This is a genomic window from Burkholderia sp. WSM2232 (genome assembly GCF_000472545.1).
Classification (GTDB): domain Bacteria; phylum Pseudomonadota; class Gammaproteobacteria; order Burkholderiales; family Burkholderiaceae; genus Paraburkholderia.
The window spans coordinates 1-13,017 of sequence record NZ_AWZV01000018.1 but is presented as its reverse complement, the minus strand read 5'-3'; the positions used below and the strand labels follow the sequence as shown (position 1 = coordinate 13,017).

The following is a 13,017-nucleotide window of genomic DNA, read 5'->3' as shown; positions in this document are numbered from 1 at the left end:
TGGCTCGGTTGTACTCACTTGTAGACGGGCGCGCGCTTCTCGAGGAAAGCGGAAATGCCCTCGAGCCCGTCGCGGTGATGCAGCGAAGCCACGAAGTTATCGCGCTCCGCAACTAGATGCGTGGAAAGCGGCTGCGTGCCGGCGGCGCAGACGAGGGTCTTGATGCGCGCGACCGAATTGGGCGAGAGCTTGCCGAGTTCGTCGGCCCATGCGACGGCGGCCTCGCGGGCGGTGCCGGGCTTCGTCAGCTTGTTGACGACGCCCAGTTCGTGCAAGCGCGGCGCGCCGATCGGCTTGCCTTCGATCAGCACTTCGGTTGCCAGCTGGCGAGGCAGGGCCTGAGCGAGGAACCATGAGCCGCCGCCGTCCGGAGTGAGACCGACGCGCGCATACGACATCACGAATTTGGCGTCTTCCGCTGCGACGATCAGATCGCATGCAAGCGCAAGCGAAAAGCCGGCGCCGGCTGCTGCGCCGTCGACCGCCGCAATCACCGGCTTCGACGAAAAGCGCAGCGCGGAAATCCATTCGCCTAGCAGATCGATGCTTTGCGCCTGCACGGAAGGATCTTTCGCGCCGTTTTCCAGCAGACGGTTCAGGTTGCCGCCCGCGCAAAAAAAGTTGTCCGCGCCCGCGATCACGACGGCGCGAATGGACGGGTCGCGTTCCACTGAATCGAGTGCTTCGATCCCGGCTGCGTACATGTCGGGATGCAATGCATTGCGTGCGCCCGGGTTGGACAGCGTGAGGACGAGCGTCGACTCGCTTTCGGCTGGGCGCGAGGTGAGCAGTTCAGCGCTCATGGCTGAGTCTCCGTAGGGTTGTCTGCGGCGTCGCATTGAGTCAGCGACATGCCCAGTTGCGCGCGGCGCGCGAGCCACGGCGAGGGCCGGTAGCGCGGATCGCCGAGCACGTCGAACATATTGCGCAGGATGGTGAGAATGGTGTTGGCGCCGAGCGCGTCGCCCAGTGCGAGCGGCCCGCGCGGGTAGCCGAGGCCGAGCATCACGGCGAGGTCGATGTCTTGCGGCGACGCAATCTGTTTTTGCGCGATGTCGCAGCCGATGTTGATGATCGTAGCCACCACGCGTTGCGCCACGAAGCCCGTCGAGTCACGGATGACCGTGACGGGCACGCCGTCGGCGGCAAAGAGCGCGTGGCCGGCATCGCGCGCGGCGCGGGTGGTGGCGGGCGTCGTCATCAGCGTGCGGCGTTGCGCGCCGACGAACGGAAAGAGCGTGTCGACTGCGACGACGCGGCTTGCGTCCAATGCTTCATCGACGGCTGCGGTGGTGGCGTCGTGACCGAGCGGCGTCACCACGATCAGCGACTCGGCCGCGGGTGTCGCGCCTTCGTCGAGCTTCACACCGGCCTTGCCGATGAGTTCGACGACGGCCTGACGGGCCTGCGGATAGCGCCTGCTGACCCACACGCTTGCCGGCAGCGCGGTGGGCGCCGGCGCTTCGGGGGCCGCTTGCTGCTTGCCGTCCTGATAGCGGTAAAACCCTTCGCCGCTCTTTCTGCCCAGCAGTCCGCCCGCGAGCCGCGTGCCGGTGATAGGCGAAGGTGTGAAGCGCGGCTCTTCATAGAACTGGTGATAGATCGACTCCATCACCGGATGCGATACGTCGAGCGCGGTCAGGTCGAGCAGTTCGAAAGGCCCGAGGCGAAAGCCCGCTTGCTCGCGCATAATCCGGTCGATGTCTGCGAAACTCGCCACGCCTTCGCCGGCCACGCGCAGGCCCTCGGTATTCATGCCACGGCCCGCGTGATTGACAATGAAGCCCGGCATGTCTTTGGCACGAACCGGCGTGTGACCCATGCGCCGCGCGAGGTCCATCAGGGCGTCGCCCACCGCGCGGTCGCTGCGCAAGCCGTCGATCACTTCGACGACCTTCATGAGCGGCACCGGGTTGAAGAAGTGATAGCCGACCACGCGCGTCGGGTCGGTACAGCCGGCCGCAATTGCCGTGATGGACAGCGACGACGTGTTCGACGCGAGCACGCAGCGCCCGCTCACCACGGTTTCCAGTTCGCGAAAGAGCGCCTGCTTTGCGTCGAGTTTTTCGACGATTGCCTCGATTACGAGGTCGCAATCGGCCAGTTCGCCGAGCGCCTGCGCTGCCTTGACGTTGGCGAGCGCCGCGAGCGAGCGTGCGTCGTCCAGCTTGCCCTTGGCCGTGAGTTTGGCGAAGGTGTCGGCGAGGTAGTCGCGTGCGGCTCCGACGGCGGCAGGATTCGCGTCGTAAAGGCGCACGCTGAGCCCGGCGAGCGCCGCGATTTGCGCAATGCCGCGGCCCATTGCTCCGCTGCCGACAATGCCGATGGTTTCGATGCTGCTATAGCGAGAGGTCATTTCGGTTGCTCGACTCCATGGTTATTCTAGAATGGCACGCTCGTGCAATTTACCTGATGTGTGTGCGGCGAGGGCCGCATCTGCGCGGACCAGCGGTCTTACCTACCGAAAAAGCAAGGAGACAACGATGATCAAGCTCTGCGGTTTTGCGCTTTCCAACTACTACAACAAGGTGAAGTTCGTGCTGCTCGAACACGGCATCGAGTTCGAGGAAGTGTTTGTCGAACCGAGCCAGGACGAGGCCATACTTGCTCACTCGCCGCTCGGCAAAGTGCCTTACCTGCAGACGGAAGAGGGCGACCTGTGCGAGTCGCAATGTATCGTCGAGTATCTGGCCGCGCGCTTTCCCGACAAGCGGATTTTCTCCGCCGATCCGTGGGAAGCGGCGAAGGAGCGCGAGCTGATCACGTTCGTCGACGTGCATCTGGAACTGACGGCGCGCAACCTCTACAAGCAGGCGTTTTTCGGCGGCAGCGTGACGGAGGCGACGAAGGGCCGCGTGGAGAAACTGCTCGCACACCACATTGCGGGCTTCAGGCGGATCGCGAAGTTCGCGCCGTATTTGCGCGGCGAACAGTTTAGTGTCGCGGACGCAGCCGGGTATGTGAGCCTGCCGCTCGTCGGCATGGCGACGCAGGCCGTCTACGGTCGCGATCTTCTGCTCGACGCCGGTGTGGACTGGAAAAGCTATGTGAAGGCGATCAACAGCCGGCCTGCCGCACAGCGCGTGACGGAAGACCGCAAGGCTTATATCGCGGCATCGCGTCCGGCCTGATGCCTCGTGGGTCGAACAGGGCGTGGCATGAAGCGGGCTGCGGCGGGCGGCGCACGCACTAGCCGCTGCGCGCGATGGCGAGGAACGTGGGTTCGTTCGCAGCATCGCGCGTGATCTCCTAGAGCCGCGCCAGCCGCTCGAGCGCGGTGGCGAGCGTGCTTTCCTGCTTCGCAAAGCAGAAGCGCACCACGCCGGACTCGTGCGCCTCGTGATAGAACGCCGAAACCGGAATGGCCGCGACGCCTATCTCGCCCGTCAGCCATTGCGCGAACTCCGCTTCGGGCAGGTCGCTGATCGCCGAGTAATCGACGCACTGGAAGTACGTGCCCGTGCAAGGCAGCAGCCTGAAGCGCGAATTGGCGAGCCCGGCGCGAAAGAAGTCACGCTTCTTCTGATAGAACGCAGGCAGTTCCAGATAGGGCGCCGGGTCTTTCATGTACTCGGCGAGGCCGATCTGCATTGGCGTGTTTACGGTGAACACGTTGAACTGGTGCACCTTGCGGAATTCCGCGGTGAGCGCGGCCGGCGCAGCGACATAGCCGACTTTCCAGCCTGTCACGTGATAGGTCTTGCCGAAGCTCGACACCACGAAACTGCGCTGCGCCAGCTCGGGGTAACGCGCGACGCTTTCGTGCGGCGCGCCGTCGTAGACCATGTGTTCGTACACCTCGTCGGAGACGATCAGCATGTTGGTGCCGCGCACGATGTCTTCCAGCTTGCGCATGTCTTCTGCGCGCCACACGGTGCCGGTCGGATTGTGCGGCGTGTTGATCAGCAGGAGCCGTGTTTTCGGCGTGATTGCAGCGGCGAGCCGGTCGAATGGAATCGCGTAGTCCGGTGCCTCGAGTGTGACGAATACCGGCTTGCCGCCCGCCAGTTCGATTGACGGAAGATAGCTGTCGTAGGTCGGCTCGATCACGACCACTTCGTCGCCGGGATGAACCGCGCACAGGATCGCGGTCAACAGTGCCTGAGTCGCGCCGGCCGTGACGGTGATTTCGGTGGTGGCATCGTAGCGGCGGCCGTACAGGTCGGCGATCTTGCCGGCGATTGCTTCACGCAGCGGCGCGACGCCTGCCATCGGCGGATACTGGTTGTGGCCGTCGCGCATTGCGTTGGCGACCGCCTCGACGATGCGCGGATCGCAGCCGAAGTCGGGAAAGCCCTGGCCCAGATTCACCGCGCCTTTCTCGGCGGCGAGCGCGCTCATCACAGTGAAGATCGTGGTGCCGACGTTCGGCAGGCGCGAGGGAAACGAGGGAGTCATGGGCGTGTCGTGCGGTGCATTCATGGCGCTGTTCGGGCGGTGCGGGTGAGTGGGCGAAGGCATCGTTTTCAAACCGGCGAAGCCTGATTGTAGGGAATCCCGGGGCTGCGTGCGCATTCGCGGTGTGCGGCAGGCGCTGAGGCCGGGCTTATACCAGGTCTATATCAGGTCTATAGCGGGTCTGTGCCAGGCCTATATCAGGCTTTGCACGGCCGTTGCTGCCGGGTCTGTCGAGCCGCCGGGCACGTTGCTGGGCGAAGCGCCCGGCGCGCCCGGCTGCGAATCCGTCAGCAACGCGGCAAACGGCGCCGGTTGGGCGATCCGGAAGCCGAAATCGCGGGCGATCCGCTTCGCGAGCTTCAACACGGCGCGATCTTTCGAGATCAGCCAGTGCGCCTGAGCGGCGTGCGCCAGTTCGAGGAATTTCTGGTCGTCGCGGTCCTTGCATTTCGGCAAGGGCTGCGCATTTTCAGGTTCCGTTGCCGGTTCGACAAGCTGCGCGAGCCGGGCGACCACCGCCAGCGCGGCGGCTTTGTCCACGCGACGTGCGACGAATTGCGGATAGTCGAGCACGTAGGTCAGTTCGGCGAGGCAACGGGCGTCGATCAGCGCGGCGAGGGCGCCGCTTTCGAGCGCGGCGCGAATGGGCCGCGTGTGCGGATCGTCGAATACGAGAATGTCGATCCAGACATTGGAATCGAGAACGACGCGCAAAGCGCCGCGTGAGGCATGGGAACCGGGCATTCGTTACAATCTGGCTTTCGTCTTTGACCGCCAGGCACGGCGTGCCTGCAAGCCTCTATGATAATCGTTCTGTCGCCGGCGAAATCGCTCGACTACGAAACCCCGCCTCACGTCAAGAAGCACACCATCCCCGATTTCATCGACGACGCCGCGGAACTGATCAGCGGACTGCGCCGTTTGTCGCCGCAGCAGATCGCTTCGCTAATGAGCATTTCGGACCAGTTGGCGCACCTCAATTTCGAGCGTTATGCGCAGTGGTCGCCGCGCTTCGGCCCCGACAACGCCAAGCAGGCCGTGCTAGCGTTCAATGGCGACGTGTACGAGGGCTTCAATGCAAAGACCTTGTCGTCGTCGGATCTGGACTTCGCGCAGAACCATGTGCGCGTGTTGTCGGGGCTTTATGGTCTGCTGCGTCCGCTGGATCTGCTCCAGCCGTATCGTCTGGAAATGGGCACTCGGCTTGCCAATCCGCGCGGCAAAGATCTCTACGCGTTCTGGGGCGAGCGCATCACGCAGGCCTTGAACACGCAGTTGAAGAAGCGCGCTGCGGGCTCGCGCGTGCTCGTGAACTGCGCGTCCGGTGAGTATTTCAAGTCGGTCAAGCCGAAGCTGCTGGAGGCGCCAGTCATCACGCCCGTGTTCGAAGACTGGAAGGGCGGGCGTTACAAGATCATCAGCTTTCATGCAAAGCGCGCGCGCGGTCTGATGGCGCGCTACGCGGTGGAGAACCGCCTCGACCAGGCCGAGCAACTCAAGGCGTTCGACTCGGAAGGCTATGCGTTCGACGCGGAAGCCTCGAACGATTCCACCTACGTCTTTCGCCGCCGCGTCGCTGAATAGGCGGTGCGCGGTCCGCGGCGCTGCGCCGCCTATCATGCAGGGAACCCCACCATGAGTTTATCGATCACGAGCAACTTCGACGCAGGCGCGATCGAGGTGCTGTCCTGCGCGAAAGCCTCGGACATCCGCTTGCGTGTCAGGCCCGACAGCCATGCGGAATTTGCACAGTGGTTCTACTTCCGGCTCTGCGGCGCGGCAGGCGAGCGCTGCGTGATGACGTTCGAAAACGCGGCGGCGTGCGCGTTCGCGGAAGGCTGGCGCGACTACCAGGCCGTGGCCAGCTACGACCGCGTGAACTGGTTTCGCGTACCGACGTCCTACGACGGTCGCGTGCTCACCATCGACCACACCCCGCAGTTCGACAGTATTTACTACGCGTACTTCGAGCCGTATAGCGAGGAGCGTCACTCCGAATTCCTGGGCGCAGTTCAACAGATGCCGCAGGCCACACTGACGGAACTTGGCACGACGGTCGAAGGCCGGCCGATGTCGCTGCTCACACTTGGCACGCCGCAAAGCAGCGATACGCCGAAAAAGAAAGTCTGGCTGATCGCCCGTCAGCATCCCGGCGAGACCATGGCCGAATGGTTTATCGAAGGGCTGGTAAAGCGGCTCGCCGGCTGGGGCGATTGGGCGGGCGATCCGGTCGCGCGTCAACTGTATGAGCACGCCGTGTTCTACATCGTGCCGAACATGAACCCGGACGGCAGCGTGCGCGGCAACCTGCGCACCAACGCAGCGGGCGCGAATCTGAATCGCGAGTGGATGGAACCGGACGCCGCGCGCAGTCCCGAAGTGCTGGTGGTGCGTGACGCGATTCACGCAACTGGCTGCGATCTCTTTTTCGACATTCACGGCGACGAGGCGCTGCCCTATGTATTCGTGGCCGGCTCCGAGATGTTGCCGGGGTTCACGGAGCGACAAGCCGCTGAGCAGAAAGCGTTTATCGAAGCCTTCAAACAGGCGAGTCCCGATTTCCAGGACAAGTACGGTTACGCCGCGAGCAAGTATCGCGAAGATGCGCTGAAGCTCGCTTCGAAATATATCGGCAAGGAATTCGGCTGCCTCTCGTTGACGCTCGAAATGCCGTTCAAGGACAACGCCAACTTGCCCGACGAGCGGGTAGGCTGGAACGGCGAGCGCAGCGCCTCGCTTGGCGCGGCGATGCTCCAGGCCATCTTGCGGCATGTGCAGACGTTTGCCTGATTCGCGACGTTGAACAAAAGGCACGCACTGAGCGCGTGTGTGCCCTTTTGTATCGAGGAGGCGGCGTCACAATCATGGGCTGCGCGATGAACGCCGCGTGAAGGTGGCGCCCGCTCTGATCGAAAATAGCCCTGCTGCTGTATTCCCGCGCCCACGGCAAAGTACATACTGCAGTTGCCGTGGGCCGCGCGCAGTCGGTGGCGCCTGTCGCTCAATGCTTCTTCTTCGCCGGCGCTTTCTTGCTGGACGATTTGCTCGGGGCGCTTTTCGAAGATTTGGCGCTGCTCTTCTTCGCACTCTTGCCGCTTGCCGCCTGCTTGCCCTTGCCGCCACGGTGCTTGCCCGAGGTCGCTCGCGACGACGAATGCTCGGCACTGCGCGCGGCCCGCGCCGGCGGCACGGGGTCGTTCCAGCTGAACGCGAGCATTTGCGAGCCGACATAGCCGCAGCGGAATTTCAGGTCGGCTGCGTCGCCTGCGCCATTCGGGCGGATGCCGAGTCCTTCGACAGTGACAATGTTATCGACCTTCACGCGTTGCTTGCCCTCGTCGAAGGAATCGTTCCATGGTGTGATCGAGGCGTGCGCGCTGTCAAAGGAACTGGGCGGGAATTCGACGTGATCAAAGGCGGTGGAGGTGCTCGCGACGAAATTGCCATGCGCAGCGCAATCCGCGACGAGCGGGTCGGCGCGCATTTCATTGACAAATTTGTTGACGAGATCGTTGTGCTGTTCGAGTTGGTCGGCGAATGCGGGCGCAGTGCAGGCAAGCGAAAGGCTCGCTGCGAATCTTGCCAACCGGCCGACCAGCCGCAGCAATCGGCGCGGTGCGTTGGTGCAATCCATCAAGTTCGTTAGACGCTAATGAGACGTGAGGCACGTAAGATGCGTCGCGGCACGGTTGAGTTCAATCGTGCCGCAACTATTTTTCGACTGCTGTTTTGCCGGCTTTGCGCATGCTGACGAGGCGCTCGTGCAATCTGTGCGAGATAAGTGCTCACGTGCACGCGAGCCGCACGTGCAAGCTTGCACCGGGCTCACGTGCGCGGTCCGCCGAGCCGGTATCGTCGAACATCATAAGTGGTGACCCACGCGGGGCGATAGACGGCGATCAAGGCCGTGGACATTCCCGTGAACCATGCCTCGCCGGTGGCCAGCAAAAGCACGCTGAGCGCGTAGCCGGCCGGCACGACCGTGGGTGAGCCGCCGGCAAGCGCGACATGAACGCCGAGCGCCGCGGCTGCCGTGAGCGACACCGCGATTGCCGGCGACACGAAGCCCTGGCCGAAGATAAACATAAAGAGATTACGCGGTAGCCACGCAATACTGGCCCGTTGAAGCAACGTGGAGATGCCGACCGGCACCGCGCCGAACACGAGGAATGTGAGGGCGATGCCTTGCCAGGGTGCGTCGAAGATCAGGCCCGCGAGGCCCGTGACCACCGCCATCGCAATCAGCGCCAAGGCCCAGTCGAACAGCGTGACGACCAGCGTGGCGCCCAGCAGATGCATGACGGTTCCGTCGTCGAGCCACGCGTTGCTTGCCCACAGTACCGACACGGCGACAATGATGGCCAGCCAGACATGCTGCAACGTGCCGTCCTGAAGACGTTTGAAAGGGTTTTTCCACAGCGCGAGCGCGACCACTATCGCAGTGACGATCCAGCCACCGACAGCGACCCACAATGGAAGCGGTGTGTAGAGGAAACCCATGAGTCTCATATTACTCGTTGGACGACAAAAGGTGTGAGCGGATTCCATGCCAGCCGGTGTTGGCACCGGCAGAAATCGCGCTGCACGCTGCACGCACGCGGTGCGCTATGTCATGAGGAGCCTTCCGCTACGGGCTCGGAGGCAAGCTCGGCGGCGGGCCCCTCGTCATAAGCTGCGCTGGGCTCGGCTGCCATTGGCAAGGGCGCGGCCGTGCCACTGGTCGAGAGCGGGTATTCGAAGCGCCGCTGCGAAGCGCGCCGCAGCGGCACCGCGCCGGCTTGACCCATGACCGGGCGCAGCAGGGTCTCGCCTTTGTTGCGCAGTACTTGCAAATGGTTCGCCAGCCAGCCGTTGTACAGGGCGACCGCGGCGGCGCGATTTGGCGCGCCCAACTGCTGGAATATGCTCGTCAGATGGATCTTGACCGTGCCCTCGCTAATGCCGAGCGTGCGCGCGATCATCTTGTTGGTGCTGCCCATATGGACGCAGCGCATGATCTGCTCCTGGCGCGGCGACAGACCGTTCGACAGCCTCGCGCGGCGCGGCGGCGGGTTCTTTTCGTCGAACGGCCGGATGGCGGTGTCGGCCGGCAGAGGCGGGTTGAGCGGCAACGCGCCCGAAGGCACATAGTGCCCGCCGAGCAGCACCATTTCGAAGGCGCGCACGATCAGGCACGGATCGGTCTCGCGCGCCACCACGCCGCGCACGCCTTCGTCCATGAGCTCGCCCACCACCTCCGGCGAGATCCTGTCGGTCAGCACGGCAATGCGCAGATCCGGGTAATAGCTGAGCAGATGCCGGACATCCGCGACGGACATCCAGTCCTGCCAGTCGATCACGAGCAGGTCGGGCCACTGGCGCTTGAGCCCGCGTTCGACCTGGCGCCAGTCTTGTGCTTCGTTAAAGCGCGCGAGCCGGTTGATCTGCCGTAGCAGCGCCTTGAGGCCGTCGCGTCGTTCCGCGTCTGAATTGAGTATCGAGAATCGCATGCATGTCTCCAGATGAATCGGGCGAATTGGCGCGATGCACTCGCCCGGCGTCGGGCCGGGCGTTGCGATGCGTCGCCGTGACTATGATGACAAATTCCCTTCGGTTTGACGGCTGTCCGAAAGGCATAGGAGCGACGAGCCATGAAAAAGCCCCGCACGCGGCGGGGCTTTTGTAGAGACGGAAACGCGCTCCTCGCGCGCTTCTTCAGTGGAAGTGCGGCTGAGCGGGCTCGGCGTCTTCGGGCATTTCGGCGTGGACGATTTCGCCGAGCGGGTCCGCGTACAAAGGCACGCCGCAGTCGTCGCAATATTCAGGCTCGAACCGGCCCGCGTGGCGGCGCACGTCCGTGACGCCGGTTTCCTTCAGCAATGCAACGATTTCTTCGAGCGGTGCGTCCGGCGGGGCGGATTCCTGCGGCTCTTCGTCGCTGCCGGCTTCGCCGTTCTCCCGGCCGTAGAGCGGCCACACGACGCCGTAGATGACGTCGTTGCTGCCGCGGCGTGTGAAGCCCACGCGGTATTCGTCGATACGACGCTCGCCGAAGCCGGCAACCACCGCGCGCAGGTCTTGCGGCGCCGCGCCAATTGTGTCGAATAGATAACGCACGGCGGTGCGGACGGTGTGAGGGCGCACGCGTTCGTCGGCGTCGCGGCACGCGGAATAATAGGCATCAGGCAGCAGGCACTCGAATTCGCAGCCCGGCAGCACGAGCGAAAGGTTCGCGCCGCCTTGGGTTGTCCACTGCTCCAGACATTGGCCGCGCTCGATACGGCTGCCGTGTTCCTCTTCCTGCCAGCGGAAGGTCGGCTCGCCGACCGGCGCAGCCACTACCGCGAGGAGAAAGCGCGGGTCGGCGAGAATCGGGGAGGTTTCCGGGAGCTCGCCGAAGTTCAGCTTGAGATTGCCGCCGGCCATGGCGGCTTGCGCGAGCTGCTGGGCAATGCGCCAGGTTTCGACGTGATGGCGGGGCAACTGGTCGATGCTGTACAGGAACGGAGCCATGGCGACGCGCGTATTGGCCGCGAGCACGTGAGCTTGCAGATGCGCGCGCAAGGCTTCGGCCGCGTCGGCTTTCAGCGGACCGGAGGGGATCATGTAGCGGGTCCACGCAAGGATCGGCGCGGCAATCAGCAATGCCTCGTACGACACGCCTTCATGCTCGATCACGAACGACTCGCTGTGCGTTTCGGCCATGTCGGCGAGCGCGCCGTACGCGTCGGGGTGGTTCTGCTGCAGATGGTCGAGCGCTGCGTCGAGCGTGGTCTGGTTGGCGGTGCGCACTATCCTGGCGAGCAGCGCGTCGAGTTTCGCTTCCCAGAAGCGGTCTTCGGTGCGGCTGCCCGACGCGAAAAGCGCGAGCGAAAGACCGACAAGCTTGTCGGCATCGGGGGGGAGACGTTTGGCGATTCGCGAGCGCATAAATCCGGAAGTTTGGGTGCACAGAACCTTATATTCTAGTCGTTTCCGTGGCGGTACATGACTCGGCGCGCACCGCCGCATCGATTCGGACGTTTCAACGCGAAAAATAAGACCGCGGGCGTGTGTCCCGCTGACCCCGCGCCGCGACTTCGTCAAATAATATAAGACGGCAAGCGGGCGGAAGTCGCTTCTATATACTGACCGCTTTTTACGGACGCCGATATGCGCCCGGGCCGCTCGCCGCGGTCTGGCGCGACAGGAGATGCATGTGAAATCCGACCAGTTGATCGAACGTCTTGCGGCGGTGTTTGCGCTGATTATCCTGGTGGGCGGTTCCTTGCTTGTTCTCGCGCCTTTCACGACAGCTCTGTTGTGGGGTGCAATTCTGAGCTACAGCTCGTGGGGGCTTTACCGGAGGCTGACTGCGGCAGTTGGCGGCAGGCGCAGGTGGGCGGCCACGTTGATGGTCTTCGTTATCCTGATCGTGGTGCTGGGGCCCTTCGTCTACGCGGGTTTCGCGTTTGGCGCGCACGTTCACGACATAGTTGCACTTGTTCAAAGACTGTTCGAAGCAGGCTTGCCGGACTTGCCGCCGTGGGTGGCGCGAATTCCGGTTGTCGGTTCGAGCATCCAGAGTTTCTGGGAAACGGCGACGAGCAGCAATTCCGAACTGATTGCCCAATTGCGGACCCTCGCGGCGCCGGCCGGCAAGTGGATCCTTTCTGCCGCGATCGCCGTTACGCACGGTCTCGGCCTGCTCGCGTTGAGTATCGTGCTGGCCTTCTTCTTTTACACGGGAGGAGAGGGGGCGGGCGCATGGCTGAACGCGGGCATGCGGCGTATCGCCGGCGAGCGCGCCGATTATCTGCTGGCGCTGGCGGGCAGCACTGTCAAGGGTGTGGTCTACGGAATCCTCGGCACTGCGCTGGTTCAAGGCATTCTCGCTGGCTTTGGCTGCTGGATTGCCGGTGTGCCCGCGCCAGCGTTATTGGGACTGGCGACATTTTTTCTCTCGGTGATACCGGGAGGTCCGGTAATCGTTTGGCTGCCCGCGGCGATCTGGCTGTATCACGGCGGCGCGACCGGGTGGGCGATCTTTCTGATCGTGTGGGGCGTGCTGGTTGTCGGCATGTCGGACAATGTCATCAAGCCAATTCTGATCGGCAAGAACAGCGACATGCCGTTGATTCTCGTCATGTTGGGTATTCTCGGCGGCGCTTTCGCGTTTGGCTTCCTTGGCGTTTTCATCGGCCCGACGCTGCTCGCGGTTGCGTACACGGTATTGCATGACTGGACCATCGGAGCGCCCGCATCACGCGCCTTGTTGTCTGACGCAACACCGCCTGCGACGGAAGAAATGCGCCCTATAAAAAAGACGCCGTGAAGAAATACAGATAGGGCTTGCAAGGCGTCGCCGGGCTCGTTAGAATCTCGCTCTTTCGTGCTCCGGACGCCGGGGCACGGGAAGCGGGAAAGCCAGTCGTGGCAAGGCTTCCAGCGGCGGCAGCAGGTTCAGGCGGTAGCAAAAACCTGTTGACGGCNCAGCGGAAGTTCTTCATAATCTCGTTTCTCTGCTGCTGATGCAGCAACGCAGAACGAAGTGGTGCCGGGTAGTTGAAGCAGGCGCTGCGGAGTGAGCGGACCGATCTTTAAAAACTAGCAGCCGATAAGTGTGGGCGCTTGATGCGCGACGCGAGCCGGGTTCTTCGG

At 63.4% G+C, this 13,017-nt stretch carries 12 protein-coding genes; 4 read left to right on the top strand and 8 right to left on the bottom strand.

All coding sequences use genetic code 11. The annotated features are described in order from the left end of the window. Window positions 1-14 precede the first annotated feature (14 nt). On the bottom strand, window positions 15-803 hold the full coding sequence (locus tag F757_RS0117670) for an oxepin-CoA hydrolase, alternative type (protein WP_027212553.1): 789 nt from the start codon (window positions 801-803) through the stop codon (window positions 15-17). Then, a complete protein-coding gene (locus tag F757_RS0117665) occupies window positions 800-2,356 on the bottom strand; it encodes a 3-hydroxyacyl-CoA dehydrogenase (RefSeq protein WP_027212552.1) in 1,557 nt (518 codons plus the stop codon). The genes F757_RS0117670 and F757_RS0117665 overlap by 4 nt, the downstream gene beginning before the upstream one ends. Window positions 2,357-2,483: 127 nt before the next feature. On the opposite strand from F757_RS0117665, the gene F757_RS0117660 reads away from it, so the two are divergent. Then, complete coding sequence (locus F757_RS0117660) at window positions 2,484-3,131, top strand: glutathione S-transferase family protein (RefSeq protein WP_027212551.1); 648 nt, start codon at window positions 2,484-2,486, stop codon at window positions 3,129-3,131. A gap of 118 nt (window positions 3,132-3,249) precedes the next feature. Here F757_RS0117660 and F757_RS0117655 read toward each other — a convergent pair whose 3' ends face one another. Together F757_RS0117655 and F757_RS0117650 are read right to left on the bottom strand one after the other, a co-directional pair. Next, window positions 3,250-4,422, bottom strand: coding sequence for a pyridoxal phosphate-dependent aminotransferase (locus tag F757_RS0117655; protein WP_027212550.1), 1,173 nt, complete (start codon window positions 4,420-4,422; stop codon window positions 3,250-3,252). A gap of 168 nt (window positions 4,423-4,590) precedes the next feature. Further along, on the bottom strand, window positions 4,591-5,142 hold the full coding sequence (locus F757_RS0117650; protein ID WP_027212549.1) for a putative toxin-antitoxin system toxin component, PIN family: 552 nt from the start codon (window positions 5,140-5,142) through the stop codon (window positions 4,591-4,593). 57 nt (window positions 5,143-5,199) lie between these two features. Between F757_RS0117650 and yaaA the strand changes: the two genes are divergently transcribed. Both yaaA and F757_RS0117640 read left to right on the top strand, forming a co-directional pair. Continuing rightward, complete coding sequence (gene yaaA / locus F757_RS0117645) at window positions 5,200-5,982, top strand: peroxide stress protein YaaA (RefSeq protein ID WP_027212548.1); 783 nt, start codon at window positions 5,200-5,202, stop codon at window positions 5,980-5,982. Window positions 5,983-6,033: 51 nt separating this feature from the next. Next, window positions 6,034-7,188: a M14 family metallopeptidase gene (locus tag F757_RS0117640; RefSeq protein ID WP_027212547.1), complete on the top strand. Its 1,155-nt coding sequence runs from the start codon at window positions 6,034-6,036 to the stop codon at window positions 7,186-7,188. Between the two features lie 211 nt (window positions 7,189-7,399). Here F757_RS0117640 and F757_RS0117635 read toward each other — a convergent pair whose 3' ends face one another. The 4 genes from F757_RS0117635 to F757_RS0117620 all read right to left on the bottom strand — a co-directional run bounded on the left by F757_RS0117635 (window position 7,400) and on the right by F757_RS0117620 (window position 11,307). Continuing rightward, window positions 7,400-8,032 (bottom strand): BspC domain-containing protein, encoded by a 633-nt coding sequence (locus F757_RS0117635; protein WP_027212546.1) that lies wholly within the window; start codon window positions 8,030-8,032, stop codon window positions 7,400-7,402. A 191-nt stretch (window positions 8,033-8,223) separates the two neighbouring features. Next, complete coding sequence (locus F757_RS0117630) at window positions 8,224-8,898, bottom strand: energy-coupling factor ABC transporter permease (RefSeq protein ID WP_027212545.1); 675 nt, start codon at window positions 8,896-8,898, stop codon at window positions 8,224-8,226. A gap of 110 nt (window positions 8,899-9,008) precedes the next feature. Further along, window positions 9,009-9,887 carry a response regulator transcription factor gene (locus F757_RS0117625; protein WP_027212544.1) on the bottom strand — a complete coding sequence of 293 codons (879 nt, stop codon included), beginning with the start codon at window positions 9,885-9,887 and terminating at the stop codon, window positions 9,009-9,011. Window positions 9,888-10,092: 205 nt separating this feature from the next. After that, the gene (locus F757_RS0117620) at window positions 10,093-11,307 is read right to left on the bottom strand and encodes a DUF2863 family protein (RefSeq protein ID WP_027212543.1); all 1,215 of its coding nucleotides are present in this window, start codon (window positions 11,305-11,307) and stop codon (window positions 10,093-10,095) included. A gap of 268 nt (window positions 11,308-11,575) precedes the next feature. Between F757_RS0117620 and F757_RS0117615 the strand changes: the two genes are divergently transcribed. Further along, window positions 11,576-12,691, top strand: coding sequence for an AI-2E family transporter (locus tag F757_RS0117615; protein WP_027212542.1), 1,116 nt, complete (start codon window positions 11,576-11,578; stop codon window positions 12,689-12,691). Window positions 12,692-13,017 lie beyond the last annotated feature (326 nt).

Coding starts and splice junctions, on each gene's coding strand:
- F757_RS0117630 (WP_027212545.1), bottom strand. CDS start 8,898: ATGGGTTTCCTCTACACACCGCTTCCATTGTGGGTCGCTGTCGGTGGC.
- F757_RS0117655 (WP_027212550.1), bottom strand. CDS start 4,422: ATGAATGCACCGCACGACACGCCCATGACTCCCTCGTTTCCCTCGCGC.
- F757_RS0117670 (WP_027212553.1), bottom strand. CDS start 803: ATGAGCGCTGAACTGCTCACCTCGCGCCCAGCCGAAAGCGAGTCGACG.
- F757_RS0117620 (WP_027212543.1), bottom strand. CDS start 11,307: ATGCGCTCGCGAATCGCCAAACGTCTCCCCCCCGATGCCGACAAGCTT.
- F757_RS0117665 (WP_027212552.1), bottom strand. CDS start 2,356: ATGACCTCTCGCTATAGCAGCATCGAAACCATCGGCATTGTCGGCAGC.
- F757_RS0117625 (WP_027212544.1), bottom strand. CDS start 9,887: ATGCGATTCTCGATACTCAATTCAGACGCGGAACGACGCGACGGCCTC.
- yaaA (WP_027212548.1), top strand. CDS start 5,200: ATGATAATCGTTCTGTCGCCGGCGAAATCGCTCGACTACGAAACCCCG.
- F757_RS0117660 (WP_027212551.1), top strand. CDS start 2,484: ATGATCAAGCTCTGCGGTTTTGCGCTTTCCAACTACTACAACAAGGTG.
- F757_RS0117635 (WP_027212546.1), bottom strand. CDS start 8,032: ATGGATTGCACCAACGCACCGCGCCGATTGCTGCGGCTGGTCGGCCGG.
- F757_RS0117640 (WP_027212547.1), top strand. CDS start 6,034: ATGAGTTTATCGATCACGAGCAACTTCGACGCAGGCGCGATCGAGGTG.
- F757_RS0117650 (WP_027212549.1), bottom strand. CDS start 5,142: ATGCCCGGTTCCCATGCCTCACGCGGCGCTTTGCGCGTCGTTCTCGAT.